The sequence below is a fragment of the Glycomyces paridis genome, from assembly GCF_004912155.1.
Lineage (GTDB): Bacteria > Actinomycetota > Actinomycetes > Mycobacteriales > Micromonosporaceae > Glycomyces > Glycomyces paridis.
Window position 1 is genome coordinate 175,359 of record NZ_STGX01000010.1, and the last position, 24,946, is coordinate 200,304.

Sequence of the window (24,946 nt, forward strand, 5' to 3'; positions counted from 1 at the left end):
CAAGATGTAGCATGAGTGCTATCAATGAACGGATTACTGCAACGGAGAACCAGATGGGACACCCCCCGGCATCGGACGGGCCCGTGATCGCCGTGTCCGACCTTCGGATGCGCTACGGCGACAAGGACGTGCTCACCGGCCTCGACCTCCGGATCGAACCCGGCGGCGTCACCGCCCTCCTCGGCCCCAACGGCGCCGGCAAGACCACCACCATCGAGATCCTCGAAGGCTTCCGCGCCCGCAGCGGCGGCACCGTCGAAGTCCTCGGCACCGACCCCGAACACGGCGACGAACGCTGGCGGGCCGGACTCGGCGTCGTCCTCCAGGAATGGCGCGACAACGGCAAGTGGCGCGTCCGCGAACTCCTCGACCACTTCGGCGAGTACTACAAGCCCTACGCCGAACCCTGGGACGCCGACGCCCTCCTCGGACTCGTCGGCCTCGAAGCACAGGCCGCGCAGCGCGTCCAGACCCTCTCCGGCGGCCAACGCCGCCGCCTCGACGTCGCCCTCGGCATCATCGGACGCCCGGCCCTGCTCTTCCTCGACGAGCCCACCACCGGCTTCGACCCCCACGCCCGCCGCGAGTTCCACGAACTCATCCACCGGCTCACCGATCTCGACGGCACCACGATCCTCCTCACCACCCACGACCTCGACGAGGCCGAGAAGCTCGCCGAGCGCATCGTGATCCTCGCCGGCGGCCGCATCATCGCCGACGGCTCGCCCGACGCGCTCGCCCGCGCCGCCGCCACCACCGCCGAGGTCAAATGGATCCAGGACGGCACCCTCCAGATCCACGCCACCGAGGACGCCACCGACTTCGTGCGCAAACTCCTCGCCACCGACGACGGCGCCGTCACCGACCTCGAAGTCCACCGCGCGAGCCTGGAGGACGCCTACCTCTCCCTCGTCGCCGACTTCGAAGCCGGACAGGCCGAATCCGCCGTCGACACCTTCAAGGAGGCCACCGCATGAGCACCGCGGCGAACACCGGCACGATGAACACCACCGTGCACGCCTACAAGACCGGCTGGAAGCGCGGCCTCATCGAGACCCGCATCTCCCTGACCACCATCGGCGACCTCATGGGCTTCATCATGCCCACCGCCATCGCCATCGTCGTCCTGTTCTTCATGCGCGGCGCCGACTTCGAAGGCTCCCCGGTCTCCCTGGGCGCGATGAACATGCCCAGCCTCATCGGCATGAACGTCGTCTTCGGCGGCATCATGGGCATCATGGGGACCCTCTCGATGGACCGCACCAACGGCACCCTCCTGCGGGCCAAGTCCATGCCCGGCGGCATGACCGGCTACCTGGTCGGGCACATGGTCTCCACCGCGCTGTTCGTCCTCGCCACCGTCGCGGTGATGCTCGCGGCCGGACTGGTCCTCTTCGACGGCCTCGAATTCGACTCGCCCGACCGCTGGCTCCTGTTCGTCGCCGTCGTCCTCATGGGCATCGTCACCACCCTCCCGCTGGGGGCCGTGCTCGGCGCGGCCATCAACAACCCCAAGAACATGGGCCTGGTCATGTTCCCGATCATGGGCTCGGTCGCGATCTCGGGCATCTTCTACCCGCTCACGGCCCTGCCGGGCTGGCTCCAGGGCATCGGGCAGGTCTTCCCGATCTACTGGATGGGCCTGGGGATGCGCCACTCGCTGCTGCCGGACTCGGCGGTGGCCGTCGAGGTCGACGGCTCCTGGCGCACGCTCCTGATGTTCGCCGTGCTCGCCGCCTGGGCGGTCCTCGCGCTGGCGCTGGCGCCGAAGCTCCTGCGGCGGATGGCGCGCCGCGAGTCCGGTTCGGCGGTGGCCGCGCGCCGCGCCGAGATGCAGCAGCAGTGGGGTTAGCCGTGGCCGGAGACGAGGTCTTCAACCGGATCGCGGTGCTGCGGGCCGAGCGCGGCGTCTCGCGCCGCCAGCTCGCCGACGCCCTGGGCGTGCACTACCAGACCGTGGGCTACCTCGAACGCGGCGAGTACAGCCCGAGCCTCCACCTCGCGCTCAAGCTCGCCGAGTACTTCGAAGTGCCCGTCGAGGTCCTGTTCTCCACCAAGCCCTTCCCGCGCATCGGCGCCTGAGAAGGGCAAGGCCCCGCGCCCCAGGGAACACCCCGGCCGAAAGGCCGCCCCGGGGAGCGGGGCCTCTTACCTGCACTGGGCCTCTGTCTAGGAGTCCGGCTTGCCGTAGTGAAAGCGACACCTGGCGATATGGACATGATCCTCGGAGACTTGATAGATGAGCCGGTGCTTGGCGTCGATACGGCGTGACCAGTAACCGCCGAGGTCGTGCTTCAACGGCTCGGGCTTGCCCAACCCGGTGTACCCGTTGCGTTTGATGTCCTCCAGCAGCAGGTTGATGCGCTTCAACAGCTTCTTGTCGTGCGTCTGCCAGTAGAGGTAGTCATCCCAGGCCTTCTCAGACCAGACGAGGTTCACTGAAGCAGGTCCCTCACCTGGCCACGGCCCGATTCGAGCTGTTTGATCGACTCCATGAGCTCCTGGGCGTACTGAGGATCACGCAGGAGGTACAGGGTCTCCTTCATCGACTCGTACTCACCGAGAGGGAGGATCACTACGGGATCCTTGTCATCGCGGGCGATGACGACTTCTTCGCAGTCGTCGATCACCTCGTTCAGCGTTTCCACCGGGGCAGCCGCGTACTGCGAGAGTGTTTTTACTTTCACGTTCACCTCCCCATGGTCCCGAAGCAATCGTACGGGCAGGGGTAGCGACACGCCAGGCCTTCGGCGTCAGTCTCGTTCGGAGTAAAAAGCCGCTCCCGGGGGAGCGGCTTCGAGCCAGGAGAGGAAACCGGTGACGGCGGAGGTCGTCATGGCGAGTTCGACTTCGCCGCCTGCGCTCTTGCAGCGCAGGATCGCCACTTCGGGCGGGAAGATCTGGGCCTCGGGGCCGACGGGGACGCGGCGGTCGGAGATCTGGAGGTCTTCGCGGGAGAGGGCGTAGCGGGGGCCGAAGGCGAGGGAGAACATCCGGAACCAGCGGAGGGTGCCGCTCTCGTAGACGGCGAAGCCGGGGGCCCAGCCGCGTCCTTCCATGTGCCGGGAGAGCCTGGCGGCCATGGCCACCGAGCCGGCCCGGGAGTAGAAGGAGCGGCGGACGTACGTCAGCACCAGGAACACCGCGACGGCCGCCGCCAGTGCGGCGACGACGAGCAGTGCCTTGAGCATGGTCTACGCCGAAGCGGGGGCGACCGCTTCGGCGGTCTCGGCGAGGATGGTGACCCCGTCGGTGGTCACGGAGAGGAAGCCGCCTTCGATCCGCCAGGCGAGCTCGGGGCCGTCCGCGGGCTGCACGCGCACGACGCTGTCGACGCGGAGCTCGCCGAGGAGCGGCTGGTGGCCGGGGAGCACGCCCAGTTCGCCCTCGGTGGTGCGCGCGTAGACGGCCTTGGCCGTGCCGGTCCACACCTTCGACTCGACTGCGACGACTTCGACGTTCAGTTGCCCTGCCACGACGCTCCTTCAACGGACTGCGGGATGGTTACGGGAAGTCTAGACGGCCGGGGGCGCGAACGTCGAATCGCCCAAGGGTGCGGTCTCGCCGGTCACCGGGAATGCAGGAGGCCCCCGGCGGAGCCGGGGGCCTGTGCGTTCGGTCCGCGTCAGACGCGGGCGCGCCGAGCCAGCCGCTCGGGGTCCATGATGATGACGCTCTTGCCGTCCAGGCGCAGCCAGCCGCGCCCGGCGAAGTCGGCGAGGGCCTTGTTCACGGTCTCGCGGGAGGCGCCGACCAGCTGGGCGAGCTCCTCCTGCGTGAGGTCGTGGGTGACGCGGAGGACGCCGCCGTCACGGGTGCCGAAGCGGCTCGCCATGTGCAGCAGGGCCTTGGCGACGCGGCCGGGCACGTCGGTGAAGATGAGGTCCGCCATCGAGTCGTTGGTGCGACGCAGCCGGCGCGCTATCACCCGAAGGAGCTGCTCGGCGATCTCGGGCCGGTTGGCCAGCCAGGGTCGCAGGGCGGTCTTCGACAGGCGTGCGAGGCGGGTGTCGGTCAAAGCGGTGGCGGTGGCGGTGCGGGGGCCGGGATCGAACAGTGCGAGCTCGCCGACCATGTCGGAGGGGCCCATCACCGCGATGAGGTTCTGGCGGCCGTCGGCGGAACGGCGACCGAGCTTCACCTTGCCGGACATGACGATGTAGAGACTGTCTCCCGGCTCGTTCTCGGTGAAGACGGTCTGGCCCTTGTTGACGTCGATGTACTCCATCTCTTTGATGAGCGACTCGACAGCTTCCGGGTCGACGCCCTTGAACAGGGCGGCCCTGGCCAATACATCTTCCATGTCCGTTCGCACCTTTCTTCAACGCACCGCTAGTGCAAGTCCTGAGTCTATGCCTCTTGTCCGCATTGCGGGAGCGAGACCCCCGTAAATCCACATGCGCACCGCAGGCGCCGGAAACGGCATTCCATTCCCGAAGAATGCGCTCCGTCCGTTTCGAGCGTCGCTGCGTGAGACTCGCGGCGCCGCTGAGCGGGGTGTGGAACGGAACGCGTCGGCGGCGACCGGTACAGCCTACCCGCAATGTGACGTCACGCCCAGCGTCAGGCAATGGAGAAAACGGCGGGGAAGGCGCGCTCAGGTGCAGGAACCGGTGCCGACCGGTCCGGAGGCCGAGCGGCCCGCGTCCAGGACGGCCGCGGACTCGCCGATGGTGAGCGCGTAACCGGTCTCGGGGTCGTCCACCGCGGCCGCGAAGATGACGCCGATCACCTCGCCCTCGGGGTTGAGGAGCGGGCCGCCGGAGTTCCCGCCGATGATCGTGGCGTACAGCTGGTAGACCTCGCGGGTGACGGTGCCGTCGTCGTAGATGTCGGGGCCGGTGACGATCCGCGCCTCGCGCACCCGCGCGGCCGTCGCCGTGTAGGGCCCGCCGCCGGGGTAGCCGAGGACGATCGCGTCGTTGCCGGAGTCCGAGAGCGCGCCCTCGACGGGCAGGGCCGGGGCGCTCAGGCCCGGGACCGAGAGGATCGCGAGGTCCTTGTCCGGTTCGAAGACGATCACCTCGGCGTCGAGGAGGTCGCCGCCGGACTCGACGCGGACCGACTCGGTCCCGGCCACGACGTGCGCGTTGGTGGCGACCAGGCCGTCGGCGTACACGAAGCTCGAACCCTCGATCTGGCGGTCGCAGGAGGGGGCGGAGCCGTGGACCTTGAGGACCGACTCCTCGGCGTTGACGACGACGCTGGAGGCCGCCAGCTCCGGGTCGGGCGGGTCGACCTCGCGGGCGTCGGTCGGGTCGAGGCCGAAGAACACGTTCGGCATCCCCGAGGTGTTCAGCGAGTCCCGCATGGACTCGTAGACGCCCTTGACGGACTCGGGCATGTACTCGTCGATGCCGCCGACCAGGCTCGAATTGCGCACGGCCCCGGCCACGGCGGGCATCGAGGAGCCCGCGAGCGGCGCGGCCGTCACCCAGGTGACCAGGAGGACCGCGACGATGGACACGAGCGGGCCCAGCAGGTGGTCGAGGCGGCGGGAGCCGTTGGAGCGCAGGCGCTTGCGCAGGCGGTAGCCGATCGCGGTCGCGAGGGCCATGCCGCCGAGGGCGAGCGCGAAGACCACGACGAGCGACACGATGAGCTTGGTGAGCGCCGCGGTGTAGAAGTCGGCGGCGAACGGCGCGAGCTGCGCGCCGAGGAGGGCCCCGCCGAGGAAGCCGAGGAACGTGGTCGCCGAGGCGATGAAGCCCTCGCGGTAGCCGTTGATCGCGAACAGGAGCGCCAGGAGCACGATGACGACGTCGACGAGGAGGCCCGCGCCGGTCGCGCTCATCGCACCCTCCGCCTTCGGGCGTCAGCGCCCTTCGAGTTCCATCGTCCGGTCCGAGTCCCAGGGTACGGACCAGCCGCCCAGCTCCAGCAGCCAGGACAGGACCCCGGCGGTGAAGCCCCAAATGAGCGGCACGCCCGCGACGCGGAAGCCCGGACCGCCGCGGCCCGAGGGGTATCGGACGGTGCCGCGCGCGGCCGGGTCGGCCAGGAGCGCGAGCGGGACCTGGTGGGCCGCGGCCACCTCGGAGGCCGCCTGCGGCGCGACGGTGTGCGGGCGGCGCCACAGCGCCAGGACGGGCGTGACGGCGAAGCCCGACACCGGAATCCACAGCGGCGGCAGCGTCGCCCCGACCGCGACCGAGGCCGGATCGACCGCGAGCTCCTCGGCGGCCTCGCGCAGGGCGGTCGCGGCCGCGTCGGCGTCGCCGGGATCGGCGGCGCCGCCGGGGAACGCGACCTCGCCGGGATGGTGCCGCAGCGTCGCGGCCCGCTGCTGGAGCAGCACCGAAGGGCCCGCGTCGCCGGTGTCCTTGAGCAGCACCAGGACCGAGGCCGAGCGGGCGTGCTCCTCGGCGTGCGGGTGGAAGTGGTCGGCGATGACGCGCATCACCGTGGGCGGTTCGGCCCCGCCCGCGGCCGCGACGAGCGGCGGCCACCACGCGGGGCCGCTCACCCGAGCTCCAGGCCGAACGCGGCCTCGGCGGTCGCGGCGAGGCTCTCGGCGGTGACGCCGGGCTCGACGACGAGTTCGGCGACCGTGCCGTCGGGGGCGACGAACGCTACCCCCGGCAGGCCCGGGACGCCGAGCCCGGTGCGCACGGCCTCGTCGGGGTCGAACGCCGACGGGTAGGTCATGGCGAACTCCTCGGCGAACCAGCGGCCGCGCTCGCGCGTGTCGGCGGTGTCGACGCCGAGGACGTCGACCTGGTCGCCGTGGGCCTCGAAGAACGCCTGCACCTCGGGGGCCTCGTCCTGGCACGGGATGCACCAGCTCGCCCACAGGACCAGCACGAGCGGCTTCCCGCCGGTGCCCACCGACGTGGACGCCTCGTCGCCGAGGCAGTCGAGTTCGAGTTCGCCGAGGCCCTCGACCGGGGTCGATCCGGCGGAGCAGGCGACCGACCAGGTCGGCTCGGCGCCCGCCTCGGTGCCGGGGTCCTCGGTGCACGCCGCGAGCGCGGCCAACGCGATCGCCGCGAGGGCGGCCGGTGCCCGCCTCACGCGTCCACCGCGTCCTCGACGCCCGCCAGGCGCAGCAGGTCGGGGATGTTGTCGCCGCGCAGGAGCTTCGCGGCCTCGGCCGGGTCGGTGGGGCCCTCGCCGAAGGAGGGGCACAGGGCCGCGATCGAGCAGGCCCCGCACGCGGGCTTGCGGGCGATGCACACGCGCCGCCCGTGGAAGATGATCCGGTGGGAGAACATGGTCCACTCGCGCGGCTCGATGAGCTTCTGAATCGCGAATTCGAGCTTCACCGGGTCCTTGCCCGAGACGAGGCCGAGGCGGTTGGTGATGCGGATCATGTGGGTGTCGACGGTGATGCCCGGGACGCCGAAGGCGTTGCCGCGGATGACGTTCGCGGTCTTGCGGCCGATGCCCGGGAGCTTCACGAGCTCGTCCATGCCGCGCGGCAGCTCGCCGCCGTGGTGCTCGACGAGGGCCTTGCCGAGGCCGATGATCGAGCGGGTCTTGTTGCGGTAGAAGCCGGTCGGGCGGATGATCGCCTCGACGTCCTCGGGGTTCGCCTCGGCGTAGTCGGCGGCCGAGCGGTAGCGGGCGAACAGCGCGGGGGTCGTGAGGTTGACGCGGACGTCGGTGCACTGGGCCGAGAGGATCGTGGCGACGGCCAGTTCGAGCGGGTTCGCGTAGTCGAGCTCGCAGTGGGCGTCGGGGTGGGCCTCGGCGAGGAGGCGGTCGATCTTGCGGGCCCGGCGCTTCCTGGCCAGTTCGCTCTCGGTCCGCTCACGGAGCGGCTTGCGGGCCTCGGGTCGGCTCGAACGGGCGTCGGCGGTCACCCCGCCCATGGTACGTGGCGGGCCGGGTCTCACGCCCCGGGCGCGGGCGTGGCCTCGCGGGCGGCGAGCCGCCGGGCCGTCCAGTACCGGGTGCGCGGGACGCGCCCGCCGCGCAGCAGCAGCGCCGCCAGGCCCAGCAGCGCGCCGCCCGCGGTGGTGGCCGCGAGGCCGACCGCGGGCGAGGCCTCGGCGGGCACCTCGACCGGCGGCAGGGACGCGAGGTCGGCGGCGACGGCGGCGGCCGCGTCGACCATGCCCGCGCCGAGGCCCTCGCCGCCTGCGCGGGCGGTGGCGATCATGGCCCGGCGCACTTCGGCGGCGGTCCAGTCCGGGTGGGCCGAGCGCACGAGCGCGGCGGCGCCGGAGACGAGCGCGGAGGCGAAGGAGGTGCCGGTGACGGTGCGGTGGCCGCCGCCGGGCTCGGGCGCGAGGAGGTCGGCGCCGGGCGCGGCCAGGTCGGTCTCCTCGCCGGTGACGGCGGTCCGCCAGCGCGATCCGCGGTCGTCGGTGCCGGTGACGGCGAGGACGTCGGGGACGCGGGCGGGGAACCAGACCTCTTCGGCGGGCTCGTCGAGGCGCTGGTTCCCGGTGCAGGCCACCACGAGCACGTCGTTGGCCTCGGCGTAGGCGATGGCCTCGGCGAAGGGCGCGGAGTCGTAGTGCCCGCCCAGGGACAGGTTGACGATGTCGGCGCCGTTGTCGACGGCCCATTCGACGGCCGCGCCGACCATCGCCGAGTCGTGGTAGCGGTTCTCGTCGTCGAGGACGCGCACGGGGAGGATCTCGGCGTCGGGGGCGACGCCGGGATGGCCGGAGTCGGCGCCGGCGGCGATGAGGCCCGCGACGGCGGTGCCGTGGCCGACCGGGTCGGCCTGGCCGAAGGCGCGCTCGTAGACCGGGCCCGGTTCGGAGCCGAGCGCGAGGAGCCGGGGCTCGTCGCCGGGGTCGAGGTCGACGTAGCTGCGGCCGGGGAGGACGGCGCCGGCGAGGTCGGGGTGGTCGGCGTCCACGCCGGAGTCGACGACGGCGACCACGACGCCCTCGCCGGTGGACTCGGCCCAGGAGGCGGGGGCGTCGATCGCGGCCAGGTGCCAGGGGACGGACGCGGAGGCCCCGCCCGCCGCCGGGGACAGCAGCGCCGCGGCCAGCGTCGCGGTGACGCAGGCCAGTGCGCGGGAAGCGGAACGGTACCTCATGAGAACCGGATCGTTACACAGCGACAGGTCCACTGCGTGGGAACGACACGCGTCCTCCTTTATGAATTCGTTATTCTCGCCCTACTGACGGAAACTTGACAACGCGGTCGCGTTACGGTGACGATCGCGAGGGGACACCGCGTTCGCTCGACACGCCTCGGCTCGCCGACGGCGTGCGGCCTCGGCGAAGCCCGCGAGCCGTGCATTTTCACTGCCCCATCCAAGACCGGTAGGGGGGAAGGGCTGAGTGGGATCGATGTGGGAACCGAGTAACGAGATCGAGCACCGTCTCCGAGAGGCGCTCCGAGCCGAGGACCAGGACGGATACTTCAGAATCCTGGCGCAGATCGAACTCGTGCTTCCACTGTCCTATGAGGACTCGAACGGCACGGGCGCGGACACGTGGGCCACGTGGACCACCGACGACCGCACCCACATCCTCGCGTTCACCTCCGAGAGCGCGCTCCAGGTGTGCCTGAGGGACAACGCGGGGGCCTCCCGCCGCGTCGGCTTCGGCGCGCTCGCGTCGGCCTGGCCCGACGAGGAGTGGTGGCTGGCGGTCAACCCCGGCCTGCCGATCGAGGGCTACCTCCCGGCCTGGTTCGTCTCGCAGGTCGCGCAGGGGATGACGACCGTCCCGGCCGACCCGGCGCCGCCCTCGCCGACCCCGCCCGCCGAGCAGTACCCCCCGCAGGACCGCTTCTCCGGCGCCCTGCACTCCGACCCGTTCGCGAACCCGATGGCGCCCGCCCCGGCCCCGCGCCAGGGCAGCCTCATGCCGCCCGCGCCGGCCGTCCGCGAGGGGAGCTTCATGCCCCCGCCGCCGCCGATCCCCGACGTCCCGCCCGCGCCGCGACGGTCCTCGGACCTCAACGGCGCCACCGGCCAGCAGTCCACGGTCGGCGGCACCACCTCGGCGGGCCTGCCGCAGCGCCAGCCTCCGCGCGAGGAGGCCCCCGAGCCCGAGGGCTTCGGCGGACCGGCCTTCGGCGACGCCGCGCAGCAGGGCTTCGCCCCGCAGCCGTCCTCGCCGCGCCACTCCCAGCCGCCGGCCCAGCCCTCGCAGCCGCCGCAGGGCTACACCTCGCAGCCGCAGGGCTTCGGGTCCCAGCCCGGCGCCTTCCCGGTCGAGCCGCAGTGGCCGACCGAGCAGGACCAGTGGCCCGACGCCCCGGACTGGCTGCGCGACCAGCAGCCCGACCCGCTGACGCTGCCCACCCGCGAGCCGGCCCCGCCCGCCGCGCACCCCGAGCCGTTCCCGGCCCAGGACGCCTTCGGCGGCGCCGCGGCCGCGCGGGCCCCGCAGCGCGACCCGTACCCGCCCGCCGACTCCTTCGGCCCGCCCGCCGACGCGTTCGGCCCCTCCAACGGGAGCTTCGGCCCCGCCACCGGCGCCTTCGCCGCGGCCGGGGACGACTCCCAGCGCAGCGCCGAGTCCTTCTCGTCGATGTCGAGCGCCTTCGGGCGCCGCCCGCAGGCCGAGCCGGCCCCCGACGTGCCCGAGCCCGTCGAGCTGTCGGGCGAGGACGCCGAGCCGCTGCTCGCCGAGGCCGCGTCCTCGGGCGACACCGCCACGTTCCTCCAGACCCTGCTGTGCGCCAGCGTGGTCCTGCCCGTCGGCGACCCCGCCGCCGCGCACATCCGCGTCGGCGACCCCGCGTTCCGGTGGTCGAGCGACATCGTGGACGGGATCATCGGGATCACCGTCTACACCACGGTCGAGCGGATGGCCGAGCGCGCCGGGGAGGACACCCCGCACACCACGGTGCCCTTCGGCTGGCTCATCCAGCACTGGCCCGGTCAGGACTACGCCCTGTACGTCAACCCCGGCACCGAGGTCGGCGCGAACATGTCCGGCCCCGAGGTCGAGCCGCTCCTGAAGTGGGCCGAGGCCAAGGACCTCCTCGTCTTCGCGACCGAGATGGAGCGCCGCCAGGCCGCCGCGGCGCGCCTGTCGCCCGCGCACCGCGTCCAGCCGGTCCTGTGGCAGAAGACCCTCCCGCACCACCAGGTGCCGTTCTACCTCGAACGGGGCTACGACCGCGTCGGCGGCTTCGTGCACCCCGCCGACGCCGTCGACCACCTGCGGACCCCCGCGCAGCTGTACCTCGCGCTCGGGCTCATCCGCTCCAGCGAGGACTTCAGCCCCACCGACGACTCGGTGCACGTGCTCCGCTGGATCGGCTACCGCACCGACCTGTACCCGCAGGCCCTGGGCGGCAACGACTTCGCCACGGCCGAGTCGCGCGGCGGCACGATCGTGGAGGCCGGCCCGTTCCGCGGCGACGGCTTCGCGCCCTCCGAGTCGCCCGAGGACCGCATCCCCGAGCACAAGGTCGACTCGGTGCGCCTGCCGCACGCGGCCAAGATCATGCGGATCGACTCCCGCGGCGAGGTCACCGACATCGCCCTCTACGACGCCGACACCCGCGAGTGGACCCCCGTCGACGGCGCCTACTCGAGCAGATTTACGGCTCCGCAAGCGTTCGCCGAGGGGGGCCCCGCCGCGATCGAGGCGCCCTCGATCCCGGCGCTCCCGGCGGCCCCGGCCGCCGACGCGCCCGCCCCGGCGGGCCCGATGGGCGAGTCCTACGGGTACGGCGCCGCGCCCGGCTACGACGCGGCCGCCGGTTACGACGGCGCCGCAGGCTACGACAGCGCGCTGGGCGAGGCCTGGGGCGACGCCCAGGGCCACTACGACCTGGTGCGCCCCAAGCCCGAGGAGCGCGCCGCGTCCGTCTTGGACCACCGCGACCGCGACTGGAAGGACGCCTAGTCATGAGGGACGGCTACATCGCCCGCTGGAAGGGCGCCGAGTACGACTCCAGCCCCGACGGCGCCCACGTGCGCCTCTACTCGCCCACCGGCGGCGACGGCTTCGTGGAGGTCGCCGACGGGCGCTTCCGCCGCGGCGTGCCGATCGGCGAGCTCGACGACTTCTTCTACGTGCGCACCGTCTGCACCTGGAGGGGCGAGCCGTTCTTCGTGCTCGGCGCCTCCGGCGACTGGCTGCGCCTGGAGTACCGCGGCGGCCGCGCCGACGTGGCCCGCTCGCTGGGCCTGGAGCCCTACGACAACGGCGTGTACCAGATCTGGGCCCCCGCCGACGAGGTCGGCGAGATCGCCGAGCAGTACCTCTAGCACCGCCGTCGAACGCCCCGGTCCGGTCGGACCGGGGCGTTTCGCGTCCTCGGGAGCCGTTGCGGCGCAGCTCGAACGCGCAGTCCGTCGCCGTGACCGTATTCGTATCTATAAATCTGTCTAGCGACCGCTTTCACACCGGCGGGGTTTTGCTGTATGCTTCAGAAAATACAAGAAAGCGTTTGCCTCTCGGTGGTGAGCGCTTTCGCAGTCGTAACGCGCCCTCCCCGGCGACCGCTTGCGCCGCCGCAGACCGGCGCCCGCGGCGGACGCCCGCGGAGCCGTGCACCGGCCTAGCGAAATTCTGGAGCAGATCCCTATGGCAGAACGAATCACCGTCGGCATCGCCCTGAACGGGGTGACCGGGCGCATGGGCTACCGCCAGCACCTCGTGCGCTCGCTCCTGGCCATCAGGGAGCAGGGCGGCGTCGAGCGCGCCGACGGCAGCGTGATCTGGCCCGAGCTCACCCTCGTCGGCCGCAGCGCCGACAAGCTCGCCGAGATCGCCGGGCGCCACGGTCTCGACAAGTACACGACGAACCTCGACGAAGCCCTCGCCGACGACGCGATCGACGTCTACTTCGACGCCCTCACCACCCGCCACCGCCTCGCGGCCGTGAACGCCGCCATCAAGGCAGGCAAGCACGTCTACACCGAGAAGCCCATCGCCACGAGCCTCGACGACGCCCTCAGCCTCGCCCGCGCCGCCCGCGACGCCGGCGTCAAGAACGGCGCGGTCGCCGACAAGCTCTACCTCCCGGGCCTGCGCAAGCTCAAGCGCCTGGTCGACTCCGGCTTCTTCGGCCGCGTCCTGTCGGTGCGCGGCGAGTTCGGGTACTGGGTCTTCGAAGGCGACTGGCAGGAGGCCCAGCGGCCCTCCTGGAACTACCGCGCCGAAGACGGCGGCGGCATGGTCCTCGACATGTTCCCGCACTGGTCCTATCTGCTCGAAGGCACCTTCGGCTCCCCGATCAAGTCGGTGACCGCCCACGTCACCACCCACATCCCCGAGCGCTTCGACGAGCAGGGCGCGGCCTACGCCGCCACCGCCGACGACGCCGCGTACGCGATCTTCGAGCTTCAGGACGGCACCGTCGTCCAGATGAACTCCTCCTGGTCCACCCGCGTCGACCGCGAGGAGCTCGTCGAGTTCCACGTGGACGGCATCGAGGGCTCGGCGATCGCCGGGCTCCGCAAGGCCCGCGCCCAGCACCGCGCCCACACCCCCAAGCCCGTGTGGAACCCCGACATCGACCAGCCGATCCCCTTCCGGCAGCAGTGGCACGAGGTGCCCGACAACGAGGTCTTCGACAACGGCTTCAAACTCCAGTGGGAGGAGTTCCTGCGCCACGTCGTCGACGACGCCCCCTGGCACCACGACTTCCTCGCCGCCGCCCGCGGCGTCCAGCTCGCCGAGGCCGGCTACCGCTCGGCCCGCGAAGGGCGCCGCATCGACATGGAGGACCTGGTCCTGTGACCCGCACCTTCACCTCGCGCGTCATCTACTCGGCGGCCCACGTGGTCGCCGACCCGCTCGCGGACAACGGCCCCGGCCGCCCCGCCAGCGTCGACTGGGACGCGACCCTCGCGTTCCGGCGCCACCTGTGGGACCTCGGCCTCGGCGTCGCCGACGCCATGGACACCGCCCAGCGCGGCATGGGCCTGGACTGGGAGGCCACGAGGCAGCTCATCCGCCGCTCGGCCGAGGCCGCCGGACCGGACGACCTGCTCGCCTGCGGGGTCGGCACCGACCAGATCGGCGCCGCCCCGACCGACCTCGACGCCGTCCGCGCCGCCTACCTCGAACAGCTCGCCGTCGTCGAGGACGCCGGGGCCGGCACCATCCTCATGTGCTCGCGCGCCCTCGCCGCGAGCGCGAAGCACCCCGACGACTACAAGCGCCTCTACGCCGAACTGCTCGGCGAGGTCAGCGGCAAGGCGATCCTGCACTGGCTCGGCCCCATGTTCGACCCGGCCCTGGAGGGCTACTGGGGCTCGTCCGACCTCGGCGAGGCCGCCGACACGTTCGTGGAGATCATCACCGAGAACGCCGGCAAGATCGACGGCATCAAGATGAGCCTGCTCGACGCCGAGTCCGAGATCGCCCTGCGCCGCCGCCTCCCCGCGGGCGTCCGCTGCTACACCGGCGACGACTTCAACTACCCGCGGCTCATCGCCGGGGACGAGTTCGGGCACTCCGACGCGCTCCTGGGGATCTTCGACCCGCTCGCGCCGCTCGCCTCGCGGGCCGCCCAGCGCCTCGACGCGGGCGACGTCGCCGGGTTCCACGCGATCCTGGACCCGACGGTGCCGCTGGCGCGCAAGGTCTTCGAGGCCCCGACGTTCAACTACAAGACCGGCGTGGTGTTCCTCGCGTGGCTCTCGGGCTTCCAGGACCACTTCAAGATGGTCGGCGGGCTCGAGTCGGCCCGCTCGGTCGCCCACTTCGGCCAGATCGTGGACCTCGCCCTCGAAGCGGGGCTCTTCCCGAACGAGGACCTCGCGATCGACCGGTTCAACGCCCTGCTCAAGGTCGCCGGGCAGCCCCCGAGGAGCCTCGCATGAGCGTCTTGGAGCGGTTCTCGTTCAACCACGCCACCGCGAAGTTCTGGGACCAGCGCGAGGCCGTCGAGGCCTGCGCGCGGACCGGCTCGGGCATCGGCCTGTGGCGCGAACCGGTGCAGGAGATGGGCGTCGAGGCGAGCGCCAAGCTCGTCCAGGACGCCGGCGTCCAGGTCACCAGCCTGTGCCGGGCCGGGTTCTTCACCGACCCGACCCCCGCCGCGATCGACGACAACCGCCGCGCGATCGACGAGGCCGCCGCGCTCGGCGCCCCGTCCCTCGTACTCGTCTCGGGCCCGATCCCCGAAGGCGGCACGATCGACTCCGCTCGCGAAGGCGTCAAGGAGGCCCTCGCGGTGCTCGCGCCGTACGCGCTGGAGCGGGGCGTGACGCTCGCGATCGAGCCGCTGCACCCGATGTTCGCCTCCGACCGGTGCGTGGTCACCACCCTGAACGAGGCGCTCGACCTCGCGGCGCCCTTCACGGCCGAAGCGGTCGGCGTCGTGGTCGACACCTACCACATCTGGTGGGACCCGGAGGTCTGGCGCGGCATCGCCCGCGCCGCGACCGAGGGCCGCATCGCCTCCTTCCAGCTCGCCGACTGGATCACCCCGCTCCCGGCGGGCGTGCTCACCGGCCGCGGCCAGCTCGGCGACGGCTGCATCGACCTCAAGCGCTACCAGGAGACCGTCGACGCCACCGGCTTCGGCGGCCCCATCGAGGTCGAGCTGTTCAACGACGCCCTCTGGGCCCGCCCCGGCGCGGAGGTCTTCGCCGAGACCCGCGCCGCCTTCGCGAACGCCCTGGCCTGAACCTCCGCGGGCCCGGAGCCGCAGGGGTCAAGACCCGGCCCCGGGCCCGCGGACCTCACGCCATGAGCCCGAGATACCGGACGACGGCGTACTCGACCTGCTCCATGTCCTCCCGGTTGAGGAAGTCGACCAGGTCGCCCACGAAGTACTGCGTGTCGATGGTCCGGATCTGGTCGACCAGGATGCGCGTCGGCCGACCGGCCACGACGACCTCGGGCCGGAACGCCGAGGCCTGCGCGCTCGTGGAAGTCGGGATGACCGTGCAGGTGCTCCACCGCTCCTGGTGCGTGCTGAGCGCGAGCCCCAGGCGCTTGCCGCGCTGCTCGTGGCCGCGCTTGGCGTCGCCGAGGTCGATCGGGTAGACCGCTCCCCGGATCACCGGCCGCGGTCCTTGCGAGCGAGGACCACGGTGCCCGTGGCGACGATGCGGATGTCGCCGTTCTCGTCGTACTCCCAGTCGTCGGGCTCGCCCGAGAGGTCTTCGAGGGCGAGCCGCGCCATGTCGGCCCGCGCCTCCTCCTCCCATGCGAGCCGTTCGAGACTGCGCAGGCCCCGCCGGAGCACGTCGGACGTGCTCTCGCCTTCTCGTTTGAAGCTGTGGATGATCCGTTCGTCGTCGTCCGTGGGACGGAATCCTATGGCCATGCGCCAAGTGTACAACTTTTGTCGAACAGAGGTGTCCGGCAAGTCGGTCAGTGGGCCTGGGACACGCAGAACTCGTTGCCGTCGGGGTCGGCGAGGACCGTCCAGGTGAAGGCGCCGCCGGGGGCCTCGTGGTCGGCGACTCGGGCGGCTCCGGCTTCGACGAGGCGGGCGACCTCGGCTTCGGGGTCGGCGGCGGCGAGGTCGACGTGGAGGCGGCCGGGGGCGGTGCCGACCACGTACTGGAAGGCCATGCCCGTCCCGTCGGCGCCGCCGACCATGACGTACTCGCCCCAGTCGGCGGTGATCTCGCCGCCGAGGGCCGCCGCCCACCACTGGGCGAGCGACTTGGGGTCGTCGGTGTTCACGGTGACGTTCACGATCTTCAAAGTCATGGCGCGAACCTACCGGCCGCCACCGACATCAGCGCCCGAAGTCGTCGCGGCCCTTCAAGGGCCGGTCGCGGTCCTTCGCCGTGGCCTTCCGGCTGCCCTCGTAGTCGGCGAAGACCACCACGTTCTCGGCGTAGTCGCCCTCCTCGCGGTCGAACTCGCCGCCGCAGGTGATGAGCCGCAGGGCCGGCCCGGGCTCGACGCCGAAGACCTCCTCGTACGGCAGGCGCCGCTTCGGGTACGACTCGACGCCGGTGACCTCGTAGGTCACGATGAGGCCGTCCTCGCGGGTCACCTCGATCGCGTCGCCCTCCTCGAGGTCGCGGATCGCGTAGAACACGGCCGGGCCGCTCCGGTCGGTGTCCACGTGCCCGAGCAGGACCGTCGGCCCGAACTCGCCGGGCGTGGGCCCCGCCTCGAACCAGCCCGCCTCGTGCGGGCGCCACATCGGAGGGACCTCGAAGTTCCCCTCGTAGTCCAGGCCGAGCGCGCTCAGCGGGGCGTGGACGTCGACCGCGTCGATGTCGACGCGGGTCGGCTCGGAGCGGTCGAGCCAGTCGCCGCCCGCCGGGTCGGCCACCGCGAACGGGTCGTCGTGGAAGGGGCTGGAGAAGTGCGGCCAGCGCAGGGAGGGCACCGGGACGACGCCGCCGACCACGAGACCGAGGCCGCCGGCGAGGACGATCGCCAGCACGAAAGCGGCCACCGGCCGGAACGCGGGTTCCGGCCGGTGGATCGGTCGCTCGGTCTCGGGGGCCGGGCCCCCGGGCTCGTCCACGCGGGTCAGGCCGCGGCGGTGCCGCTGCGGCGCTTGAGCAGCCACAGGCCCGCGGCCGCGGCCGCCACGACGGCCGCGCCCGACCACAGGACCGCGGTCGCCGTGTTCGAGGCCGTCGAGCCGCCGCCGGTGGAGGCGCCCGAACCGGAGGTCACGGTGAACTTCGCGGAGGCCGTCTCGCTGCCGCAGGTCACCAGCACGCTGTACGTCCCGGTCTTCATCCCGTCGGGGACCGTGAAGTTCCCCTGGGCGTTGTTGTTGTTGCGCGGCAGCGCGATGCTCACGTTGGTGTTCTCGATGACCGCCGTCGCGTTCTGGTTGCAGTTGGAGGCGAGCACGTCCACGCGTGTGCCCACGGTCCCCGCGGTCGGGGAGAGCGTGACGGTGATGGCCGCGCTCGCCGGAGCGGCGGTGGTCAGCACGATCGCGGCGCTGAGCGCGATCGCTGCGAGCATCCCTCGGACGGGCTGCGTCATTCGCATGGGCACGGTTCCTCCCCGGTCGTCGCCGGGACCGACCCGGATCGACGTGACGTGTCAATGGCTCACGGTAACGGCTTCTTCGAGGGCGCCACCGGGTTTCATCGGAAAACCGGGACCGCCCCGAGGCCCGCGGCGAGTCGGAAATGCGACACCGCCGCGGCCCCCGAACCGCGAAGCGGGGCGCCGGGTCTGGAAAAGCGGCGCCCGTTCTGCCACGATGAGGGGATGAGGGTTCCCGGGAGCGGACTTGTCAGCGGCCTCGCCGCGACCGCGCGCACCGCCGCGCGCCGCGCGGTCACGAGCCAGTACCCCGAACGCGAGCCCGAACTGCCCGACCGCGCCCGCGGCGTCATCGCCCTGCACGAGTCGAACTGCACCTCCTGCATGCTGTGCGCGCGCGAGTGCCCCGACTGGTGCATCTACATCGACTCCCACAAGGAGACCGTCGAGGTCGAGGGCGCGGCCCGCCCGCGCCAGGTCAACGTCCTCGACCGCTTCGACATCGACTTCTCGCTGTGCATGTACTGCGGGATCTGCGTCGACGTGTGCCCCTTCGACGCCCTGTTCTGGGCCCCCGACTTCGCCTACGCCGAAGGCGACATCCGCGACCTCCTCCACGGCAAGGGCCGCCTGGGGGAGTGGATGGGGAACGTGCCGCCCGCCGCGCTGCCGGAGGCGGACGCGTGACGCTCGCCGACGTGCTGCTCCTGGCGTTCGGCCTCCTCGCGCTCGGCGCCGCGCTCGCCGTGGTGACCACGAGGCGGATCGTGCGGGCCGGGCTGTGGCTCGCGGTCGCGTTCGCCGGGATCGCCGGGGCCGCGCTGGTGCTCACCGCCGAGTTCCTCGCGTGGGTGCTCGTGCTCGTCTACGTCGGCGCGATCGTGGTGCTGATGCTGTTCGCGACCATGCTCACGAAGGCCCCGACGGACCCGTCGGACGACCTCGACCGCGCGCGGGCGCCCGGGGCCGTCGTCGCCGCCGGCGTAGGCCTGGGCCTGGGCGCCGCGCTCACCGGCGCGTTCGGCTGGACGCGGGTCGAGCTCGACGGGGACGGCGGCGCGGCGGCGATCGGCGAGGCCGTGTTCGCGCGGTGGGTGCTGCCGTTCGAGGTCCTCTCGCTGCTCCTGCTGGCCGCGCTCGTCGGCGCGGTGCTCGTCTCCACGCGCAACGGTCGTGTAACGAAGGACTACTAGCCGCGCGGTAAGCTGGCGGCCATGAGCACACCCATCTTCGCACTGGCGGACGAGTACATCACCTCGTACGCCCGCCTCCACCCCATGTTCGCCGGCATGGCGGGCATCAAGGGCGACTTCGGGGTCGCCTCCGACCTGGGGCCGGACGCCGTCGCCGAGCGCGCCCGCCTGGACCGCGACACCCTCGCGCGGCTGAACGCCCTGGAGTCGACCGGCGCGGCCGACGACCTCGCCCGCCTGCACATGGCCGAGCGGCTCGAATCCGGGCTCGCCCTCCACGACGCGGGCGAGTGGCGCCGGGCGCTGCGGGTGCCCTACGGGTTCATCCAGACCCTGTGCTCGTACGTCGACCTGGCGCCGCGGCGCACCGAGGACGAGTGGCGGACCGTCGCCGCCCGGATGCGGGCGATCCCGGAGATGTTCGCGACCTGGCGCCGGACCATGAACGCCGGGGTCGAGGAGGGCCAGACCGTGGCGCTCCTCCAAGTGACCGAGGGCGTCAAGCAGGCCCGCCGCAACGCCGAGTCGCGCGTGTTCGACAAGCACGTCGACGCGTACGGCGACGGCGCCCAGGCCCGGGACCTGCGCGAGGCGGCCGACGCCGCCTACGCCGCCTTCGAGTCCGCGGCCTCCTACCTGGAGCGCGACTACGCGCCGCACGCCGCCGAGCGCGACGGCGTCGGCGAGGAGCGGTACCTGCTGCACGCGCGGGCCACGCTCGGCGCCGAGCTCGACGCCCGCGACGCGTACGCGTGGGCCTGGGACGAGCTGCACCGCATCGAGGACGAGATGGCCGCGGAGGCCGACAAGATCCTGCCGGGGGCGGGCCTGGGCGAGGTGATCGCACACCTGGACGCGACCCAGACGCTCGGCGACCACGACGAGTACCTGGCGTGGCTGCGCGAGAAGCACCGCGGCGCGCTGGAAGCGCTCGACGGCGTCCACTTCGACATCGACCCGCGCCTGCTCGACCTCGACGTCGAACTCGTCCACGGCTCTTCGGCCGGGTCGGCGTACTACACGGGCCCCAGCGAGGACCTCTCACGCCCGGGCCGCACCTGGTGGCCGGTGGCCGAACGCGAGCGCTTCGCCGTGTGGGGCGAGCTGACCACGGTCTTCCACGAGGGCGTGCCGGGCCACCACCTCCAGATCGGGCAGGCGAAGGTCACCGGCGAGGGCCTCTCGCGCTTCGCGAAGGTCTTCGGGTCGGTCTCGGGCCACGCCGAGGGCTGGGCCCTGTACGCCGAGCGGCTCTCCGACGAGCTCGGCTGGTTCACCGAGCCGGGCACCCGGTTGGGGATGCTCAAGGGCTCGGCGCTGCGCGCGGCCCGCGTCGCCATCGACATCGGCTGGCACCTCGACCTGCCGCTGCCGGAGGCCGAGGCGAAGCGCCACGGCGAGCGGTGGAACTTCGACGTGGCACTTGAAGTGCTGCGCGACAGGGGCCGCATCGCCGGTCACCGGGCCTACCCGGAGATCGTCCGCTACGCGGGCTGGCCGGGCCAGGCGATCTGCTACAAGCTCGGCGAGCGGGCCTGGCTCGCGGCCCGCGAGGAGGCCAGGGCCGCCGCCGGGGCCGAGTTCGACCTCAAGGCCTGGCACACCCGGGCGCTCAACCTCGGCCCGGTCGGGCTCGACAACCTCGCGGCCGTCCTGCGCGGCTAGCGAACGCGAAGGCGGGGCCGCACCGGCGGCCCCGCCTTTCCCGTGCCTACTTCCAGCGGTCCATCATGCCGGTGGTGGCGGTGTCGATCTCCTCGCCGAGCTGGTGCAGGTGCTGCTTCTCCAGGTCCGCGAGGCTCGCGGTGAGCCGGTCGGCCCTGTCGGCGCCGGGCAGGCGCAGGAGCCAGTTGCGGGCGATCACCGCCTGGCGGTACTGGGTGAGCAGGTGCTCCAGGTCGGCGACGGGGACGATGACGTCCTCGGCGGCGCGCCCGAGCGCCGGTTCGGCGGCCTCGGCGAGGAAGTGCGCCTCGCGGGCCGCGATGCGGGCCTCGTCGCGCGCCAGGACCAGGTCGGTGGCGTAGCTCAGGCGCCCGTACGTGTCGAGCAGGTGCGTCTTCGCCTGCGACAGGACGCCCATGAGCGAGGACGCGGGCTTGTCGCCCTCCCGTGAGAAGCGCGCGTGCTCGGCGAACATCCGCACCTGTCCGAGGAGGGCCGCGACCCAGGTCTGGGAGTGGACCCGCTCGATCTGGCGGTACGAGGCTCGCATCTCCTCTTCAAGGGCCGCATACCATTTCGGGTACTCGGGCACGGTGAGGTCGAGCTGGTCGAAGCGGTCGGCGAAGTGGACGCGGAGGTTCTCGAGGTCCTCGGTGTGCTTGAGGGCCGCCAGGAGCTGGTCGAGTTCCTGCCCGCCGTGCGGGGTCTGCGTGAACAGGTGCTCGTAGCCGCGGACGGCGGTGCGGAGCCGGTGGATCGCGGCGCGGACCGAACCGGCCGATCCGGGGGCGTAGCGCTCGGTGGCGGCGATGGCGCGGTTGAGCGCGTCGACCTGGTTCGAGATGTAGGTCTGGACGACGGTCCCGGCGGGCGTGGACGCGGACATCGCCTCCGACTGCTCCCGTTCGGCCGCGGCTGCGGATGCTGACATGGCTCCTCCCCTCGGATGACCTGCTGCATCGAGTATCTCAGCGGGTCCCCGAGGGGAGGAGCGGAAGCGGTGTTTTTCTCGACGACCGTTCAGGTTCCGGACGCCCGTCCGTCACCTGAGCGGTCGCGCACTCAGCCGGGGATGCAGTCGAGCGCCGGCATGGTCGACAGGCTGCCGTTGACGTTGAAGCCGAAGCTCACGTCCTGGCCGGAGGCGATGGTCGCGTTCCAGCCCGCCGGTCCCGCCATCTGCATGTCGCCCATCGAGGAGATCGTGGTGTTCCACGAGTTCGCGATGGTGATGCCCGAGTCCGGCGGCCACAGCCAGTGGATCATCCAGTCGCTGACCGGGTCGGACCCGGTGTTGGAGACGGTGATCGTGACGGTCGCGCCGCTGCCCCAGGAGTTGACGGAGGCGGTGGCGGTGCAGTCGCCCTCGGTCGGCCCGCCGGTGGTCGGCTCGTCCGTCGGGTCGTCGGTCGGGTCGTCGCTGGTCGGGTCGGTCGGGGGGTCGACGACGCCGCCGTCGTTGCCGGGCAGGTCGGCGCCGGGGCGGATGCCGGAGACCTCGCCGTTGCCGCCGTCGAACTCGACGTCGGAGCAGGCGTAGAAGTTCTCGTTGGAGTCCGAGCGCACCCAGTGCGTGAAGACCACGTGGTAACCGGACTTCTGCGGGAGCGTCAGGTTGCCGTAGTAGTAGTGGTCGTTCGAGCCGGGCCCGCCGTTGGAGGCGGGGTTGGTGAAGGTCTTGAACAGTTCGAGGTCGTCCCAGGCGATGGGCTGGTTGGGGTCCCAGCCGTCCTTGGTGATGTACAGGTCGAACTTGCCGGGGTGGTGGGCCCAGTTGTTGTAGCGCCATTCGACGGTGTCGCCGGCGGTCACGTGGGTCCGGGGCCAGTTGCCCGGGTCGTTGAACGCCTCGAAGTCGTACGGGCCGCGGCCGCCGCCGTCGCAGATCCGGCCGTCGGGGATGTAGCCGACGGTCTGGCCCGCGCCGTTGGAGTCGAGGTTGCCGAACCAGTTGTAGAACGCGTTCGGGCCGCCCTGGTCCAGTGCGTTCTGGCAGGACTCGTTGTACGGGTCGAGCGCGCCGTTGGCGCTGACCGCGTCGAAGTAGCACAGGTACTGGCGGGAGCCGGGGAACACGGTGGCCCCGTGCGCCTCGGCGTCGTCGCTGCTGAACAGTGCGGTGAAGGTCAAGGCCGTTACCGCGGCCAGGACCAGCGACATGACCGCGGCGATGCGGCGGCGTCTGCCGCCGAGCGCCGCGGTGTCGGTGATGGACATGGAACTACTCCTCTGCCGGTCGTGGAGCGCTCCCAACCTGGCCCTGCCGAGCCTGCGCCGTCACGTGCGAATCAGTGCATGAATATCGTGATATTCGAGTGTATCTATATTTGGGTCCGAAGGTCAAACCGCCGCATGACATGAGGGCCGCGGCCCTGCTCGCCCGCCGAATCGACGGCGCCGGGCCGCCCCCGCGCGGATAGACTCGGTCCCATGGACATCGGAGACACCGCCCCGGACTTCACCCTCGCCGACGAGACCGGCGAGCCGCGCAGCCTCGACTCGCTCCTGGAACGGGGGCCGGTCGTGCTGTTCTTCTACCCGCAGGCCATGTCCGCGGGCTGCACCGCCGAGGCCTGCCACTTCCGCGACCTCGCCGCCGAGTTCGAGGCGCTCGGCGCGACCCCCGTCGGCATCTCCCACGACAGCGTCGACCGCCAGGCGGCCTTCACCGCCAAGCACTCCCTGGGCTATCCGCTCCTGTCCGACCCCGACGGCGCGGTCGCCGAGTCCTTCGGGTCCCGGCGCCGGATCGCGGTCCTCGCCACCAGGCGCCGGACCTTCGTCATCGGCGCGGGCCGTGAGATCGTCGGCGTGGTCAAGGGCGAGCTGAACATGAACGTCCACGCCGACAAGGCCCTCGCGATCCTCCGCGACCGCGCATAGCCGAAGAGGCGGCCCGAGGGCCGCCTCTCGCATCGTCTCAGATCTTCGCCGCGAGTTCCCGGAACGCCTTGCCGCGGTGGGAGATCGCGTTCTTCTCCGCCGCGGTCAGCTCGGCGCTGGTCCGGTCGTGGCCTTCGGGGGTGAACAGCGGGTCGTAGCCGAAGCCGCCCTCGCCCTTCGGCCCGCGGCCGACGGTCCCGGGCATCTCGCCGTGGACGACCAGTTCGCGCCCGTCGGGCCACACCATCGCGGCCGCGCACACGAACTTCCCGCCGCGCAGGCCGTCGGGCACGTCCGCGAGCTGGTCGAGCAGGAGCGCGTTGTTCGCCGCATCGTCCTTCGCGCGGCCGGCCCAGCGGGCCGAGAGCACCCCGGGCATCCCGTTGAGCGCGTCCACGGCCAGGCCCGAGTCGTCGGCGATGGTCGCCAGGCCCGTGCGGCGGGCGCCGTCGCGGGCCTTGAGCAGGGCGTTGCCCGCGAAGGTCAGCTCGGTCTCGGGGGTGTCGGGGTAGGACTCGACGGCGTCGAGGCCCACGAGTTCGACGTGCGGGGCGGCCTCGGCGAGGATCTGCCGCAGCTCGTCGACCTTGCCCTGGTTGCGGGTCGCCAGCAGGACCCTCACGGGGCGAGGAGCGTCCGCGCCTGGAGGCCGGCGAGCTCCTTGCAGCCCTTGACGGCCAGGTCCAGCAGCTGGTCGAGCTCGGCGCGGTTGTAGACCGCCTCCTCGCCGGTGCCCTGGACCTCGACGAAGTCGCCCTCGCCGGTGCAGACCACGTTCATGTCGACCGAGGCCGCCACGTCCTCCTCGTAGGGGAGGTCGAGCACGGGGACGCCGTTCACGATGCCGACGCTGATCGCCGCGACCGAGGTCGTGAGGATCTTGTCGGGCTTGCGGGCGAGCTTCTGCTCCTTGAGCCAGTCGACCGCGTCGTGCAGCGCGATGTAGGCGCCGGTGATCGAGGCGGTGCGGGTGCCGCCGTCGGCCTGGAGCACATCGCAGTCGAGGGTGATCGTGTTCTCGCCCAAGGCCTTGAAGTCGATGCAGGCGCGCAGGGAGCGGCCGATGAGGCGCGAGATCTCGTGCGTGCGCCCGCCGATCTTGCCGCGGATCGACTCGCGGTCCGAACGCGAATGCGTCGAGCGGGGGAGCATCGAGTACTCGGCGGTCACCCAGCCCTCGCCGGAGCCGCGGCGCCAGCGGGGCACCCCGGGGTTGACCGTGGCGGTGCACAGCACGCGGGTGCGGCCGAACTCGACGAGGACCGAGCCCTCGGGGTGGTCGGTCCAGGATCGGGTGAACTTCACGGGGCGCAGCTCATCGGCTGCGCGCTTGTCAGGTCGAGTCATCCGCACCAGCCTACGGGAACCCCCGGAGGTGTGACACACTAGTTGCTG

Annotated in this window: 30 protein-coding genes and 1 pseudogene; 12 read left to right on the plus strand and 19 right to left on the minus strand. The window is 72.0% G+C overall.

Features of this window, described 5'->3' with window-relative positions; translation table 11 throughout:
- Positions 1–53 precede the first annotated feature (53 nt).
- Genes E9998_RS14805 through E9998_RS14815 form a run of 3 tightly spaced genes read left to right on the plus strand, consistent with a single transcriptional unit; the run spans position 54 to position 2,082 of the window.
- A complete protein-coding gene (locus tag E9998_RS14805) occupies positions 54–977 on the plus strand; it encodes an ABC transporter ATP-binding protein (RefSeq protein ID WP_204745452.1) in 924 nt (307 codons plus the stop codon).
- Between the two features lie 23 nt (positions 978–1,000).
- A complete protein-coding gene (locus E9998_RS14810; protein ID WP_136530532.1) occupies positions 1,001–1,852 on the plus strand; it encodes an ABC transporter permease in 852 nt (283 codons plus the stop codon).
- 2 nt (positions 1,853–1,854) lie between these two features.
- Complete coding sequence (locus tag E9998_RS14815) at positions 1,855–2,082, plus strand: helix-turn-helix transcriptional regulator (RefSeq protein ID WP_136530463.1); 228 nt, start codon at positions 1,855–1,857, stop codon at positions 2,080–2,082.
- A gap of 87 nt (positions 2,083–2,169) precedes the next feature.
- On the opposite strand, the gene E9998_RS14820 is transcribed toward E9998_RS14815, so the two are convergent.
- From E9998_RS14820 to E9998_RS14865, 10 genes are all read right to left on the minus strand, one after another.
- A complete protein-coding gene (locus tag E9998_RS14820) occupies positions 2,170–2,439 on the minus strand; it encodes a Txe/YoeB family addiction module toxin (protein ID WP_136530464.1) in 270 nt (89 codons plus the stop codon).
- Positions 2,436–2,693: a type II toxin-antitoxin system Phd/YefM family antitoxin gene (locus E9998_RS14825; RefSeq protein ID WP_204745453.1), complete on the minus strand. Its 258-nt coding sequence runs from the start codon at positions 2,691–2,693 to the stop codon at positions 2,436–2,438. Before E9998_RS14825 ends, E9998_RS14820 begins: the two co-directional genes overlap by 4 nt.
- Positions 2,694–2,753: 60 nt before the next feature.
- On the minus strand, positions 2,754–3,191 hold the full coding sequence (locus E9998_RS14830; protein WP_136530465.1) for a DUF2550 domain-containing protein: 438 nt from the start codon (positions 3,189–3,191) through the stop codon (positions 2,754–2,756).
- Between the two features lie 3 nt (positions 3,192–3,194).
- Positions 3,195–3,476, minus strand: a complete 282-nt coding sequence (locus tag E9998_RS14835; RefSeq protein ID WP_136530466.1) for a F0F1 ATP synthase subunit epsilon — start codon at positions 3,474–3,476, stop codon at positions 3,195–3,197.
- Between the two features lie 149 nt (positions 3,477–3,625).
- On the minus strand, positions 3,626–4,303 hold the full coding sequence (locus E9998_RS14840; protein ID WP_030144656.1) for a Crp/Fnr family transcriptional regulator: 678 nt from the start codon (positions 4,301–4,303) through the stop codon (positions 3,626–3,628).
- Positions 4,304–4,597: 294 nt separating this feature from the next.
- Entirely contained in the window at positions 4,598–5,794 is a 1,197-nt protein-coding gene (locus E9998_RS14845) for a MarP family serine protease (RefSeq protein WP_136530467.1), read from the minus strand.
- Positions 5,795–5,815: 21 nt separating this feature from the next.
- Positions 5,816–6,466, minus strand: coding sequence for an NUDIX hydrolase (locus E9998_RS14850; protein ID WP_204745454.1), 651 nt, complete (start codon positions 6,464–6,466; stop codon positions 5,816–5,818).
- Positions 6,463–7,014, minus strand: coding sequence for a TlpA family protein disulfide reductase (locus E9998_RS14855; protein ID WP_158299815.1), 552 nt, complete (start codon positions 7,012–7,014; stop codon positions 6,463–6,465). Before E9998_RS14855 ends, E9998_RS14850 begins: the two co-directional genes overlap by 4 nt.
- The gene (gene nth / locus E9998_RS14860; RefSeq protein WP_420842438.1) at positions 7,011–7,838 is read right to left on the minus strand and encodes an endonuclease III; all 828 of its coding nucleotides are present in this window, start codon (positions 7,836–7,838) and stop codon (positions 7,011–7,013) included. Before nth ends, E9998_RS14855 begins: the two co-directional genes overlap by 4 nt.
- Positions 7,835–9,001 (minus strand): S8 family serine peptidase, encoded by a 1,167-nt coding sequence (locus E9998_RS14865; RefSeq protein WP_136530470.1) that lies wholly within the window; start codon positions 8,999–9,001, stop codon positions 7,835–7,837. Before E9998_RS14865 ends, nth begins: the two co-directional genes overlap by 4 nt.
- A gap of 256 nt (positions 9,002–9,257) precedes the next feature.
- On the opposite strand from E9998_RS14865, the gene E9998_RS14870 reads away from it, so the two are divergent.
- The 5 genes from E9998_RS14870 to E9998_RS14890 all read left to right on the plus strand — a co-directional run bounded on the left by E9998_RS14870 (position 9,258) and on the right by E9998_RS14890 (position 15,516).
- Positions 9,258–11,777: an SseB family protein gene (locus E9998_RS14870; RefSeq protein ID WP_136530471.1), complete on the plus strand. Its 2,520-nt coding sequence runs from the start codon at positions 9,258–9,260 to the stop codon at positions 11,775–11,777.
- A 2-nt stretch (positions 11,778–11,779) separates the two neighbouring features.
- Positions 11,780–12,142: a hypothetical protein gene (locus E9998_RS14875; protein ID WP_136530472.1), complete on the plus strand. Its 363-nt coding sequence runs from the start codon at positions 11,780–11,782 to the stop codon at positions 12,140–12,142.
- 319 nt (positions 12,143–12,461) lie between these two features.
- Entirely contained in the window at positions 12,462–13,619 is a 1,158-nt protein-coding gene (locus tag E9998_RS14880; RefSeq protein WP_136530473.1) for a Gfo/Idh/MocA family protein, read from the plus strand.
- Positions 13,616–14,707, plus strand: a complete 1,092-nt coding sequence (locus E9998_RS14885; RefSeq protein ID WP_136530474.1) for a dihydrodipicolinate synthase family protein — start codon at positions 13,616–13,618, stop codon at positions 14,705–14,707. Before E9998_RS14880 ends, E9998_RS14885 begins: the two co-directional genes overlap by 4 nt.
- Positions 14,704–15,516, plus strand: a complete 813-nt coding sequence (locus tag E9998_RS14890; RefSeq protein WP_136530475.1) for a sugar phosphate isomerase/epimerase family protein — start codon at positions 14,704–14,706, stop codon at positions 15,514–15,516. The genes E9998_RS14885 and E9998_RS14890 overlap by 4 nt, the downstream gene beginning before the upstream one ends.
- A 55-nt stretch (positions 15,517–15,571) precedes the next feature.
- On the opposite strand, the gene E9998_RS14895 is transcribed toward E9998_RS14890, so the two are convergent.
- From E9998_RS14895 to E9998_RS25390, 5 genes are read right to left on the minus strand one after another with little or no spacing between them, the layout of a single operon-like run.
- Positions 15,572–15,895 (minus strand): type II toxin-antitoxin system PemK/MazF family toxin, encoded by a 324-nt coding sequence (locus E9998_RS14895; RefSeq protein ID WP_136530476.1) that lies wholly within the window; start codon positions 15,893–15,895, stop codon positions 15,572–15,574.
- On the minus strand, positions 15,892–16,161 hold the full coding sequence (locus E9998_RS26345; protein WP_136530477.1) for a hypothetical protein: 270 nt from the start codon (positions 16,159–16,161) through the stop codon (positions 15,892–15,894). The genes E9998_RS14895 and E9998_RS26345 overlap by 4 nt, the downstream gene beginning before the upstream one ends.
- A 47-nt stretch (positions 16,162–16,208) precedes the next feature.
- Positions 16,209–16,553 (minus strand): VOC family protein, encoded by a 345-nt coding sequence (locus tag E9998_RS14905; RefSeq protein ID WP_136530478.1) that lies wholly within the window; start codon positions 16,551–16,553, stop codon positions 16,209–16,211.
- Between the two features lie 28 nt (positions 16,554–16,581).
- On the minus strand, positions 16,582–17,328 hold the full coding sequence (locus tag E9998_RS25385; RefSeq protein ID WP_158299816.1) for a class F sortase: 747 nt from the start codon (positions 17,326–17,328) through the stop codon (positions 16,582–16,584).
- Positions 17,329–17,333: 5 nt separating this feature from the next.
- On the minus strand, positions 17,334–17,810 hold the full coding sequence (locus E9998_RS25390; RefSeq protein WP_158299817.1) for a hypothetical protein: 477 nt from the start codon (positions 17,808–17,810) through the stop codon (positions 17,334–17,336).
- Positions 17,811–18,035: 225 nt separating this feature from the next.
- On the opposite strand from E9998_RS25390, the pseudogene E9998_RS14915 reads away from it, so the two are divergent.
- The 3 genes and pseudogenes from E9998_RS14915 to E9998_RS14925 form a co-directional block, all read left to right on the plus strand.
- Positions 18,036–18,470: pseudogene (locus E9998_RS14915) on the plus strand (4Fe-4S binding protein); the annotation flags it as partial.
- Between the two features lie 23 nt (positions 18,471–18,493).
- Positions 18,494–19,003: an NADH-quinone oxidoreductase subunit J gene (locus tag E9998_RS14920; RefSeq protein WP_136530481.1), complete on the plus strand. Its 510-nt coding sequence runs from the start codon at positions 18,494–18,496 to the stop codon at positions 19,001–19,003.
- Positions 19,004–19,024: 21 nt separating this feature from the next.
- Positions 19,025–20,668, plus strand: coding sequence for a DUF885 domain-containing protein (locus E9998_RS14925; protein ID WP_136530482.1), 1,644 nt, complete (start codon positions 19,025–19,027; stop codon positions 20,666–20,668).
- Between the two features lie 46 nt (positions 20,669–20,714).
- Here E9998_RS14925 and E9998_RS14930 read toward each other — a convergent pair whose 3' ends face one another.
- Together E9998_RS14930 and E9998_RS14935 are read right to left on the minus strand one after the other, a co-directional pair.
- Positions 20,715–21,599, minus strand: a complete 885-nt coding sequence (locus tag E9998_RS14930) for a CHAD domain-containing protein (protein WP_136530483.1) — start codon at positions 21,597–21,599, stop codon at positions 20,715–20,717.
- A 131-nt stretch (positions 21,600–21,730) separates the two neighbouring features.
- A complete protein-coding gene (locus E9998_RS14935) occupies positions 21,731–22,885 on the minus strand; it encodes a lytic polysaccharide monooxygenase auxiliary activity family 9 protein (RefSeq protein WP_136530484.1) in 1,155 nt (384 codons plus the stop codon).
- A gap of 213 nt (positions 22,886–23,098) precedes the next feature.
- Between E9998_RS14935 and E9998_RS14940 the strand changes: the two genes are divergently transcribed.
- Complete coding sequence (locus E9998_RS14940; protein WP_136530485.1) at positions 23,099–23,551, plus strand: peroxiredoxin; 453 nt, start codon at positions 23,099–23,101, stop codon at positions 23,549–23,551.
- A 37-nt stretch (positions 23,552–23,588) separates the two neighbouring features.
- Here the strand turns inward: E9998_RS14940 and rdgB are convergent, their stop codons facing one another.
- Together rdgB and rph are read right to left on the minus strand one after the other, a co-directional pair.
- Positions 23,589–24,173, minus strand: a complete 585-nt coding sequence (gene rdgB / locus E9998_RS14945) for an RdgB/HAM1 family non-canonical purine NTP pyrophosphatase (RefSeq protein ID WP_136530486.1) — start codon at positions 24,171–24,173, stop codon at positions 23,589–23,591.
- Positions 24,170–24,898: a ribonuclease PH gene (gene rph, locus E9998_RS14950; protein WP_136530487.1), complete on the minus strand. Its 729-nt coding sequence runs from the start codon at positions 24,896–24,898 to the stop codon at positions 24,170–24,172. Before rph ends, rdgB begins: the two co-directional genes overlap by 4 nt.
- Positions 24,899–24,946 lie beyond the last annotated feature (48 nt).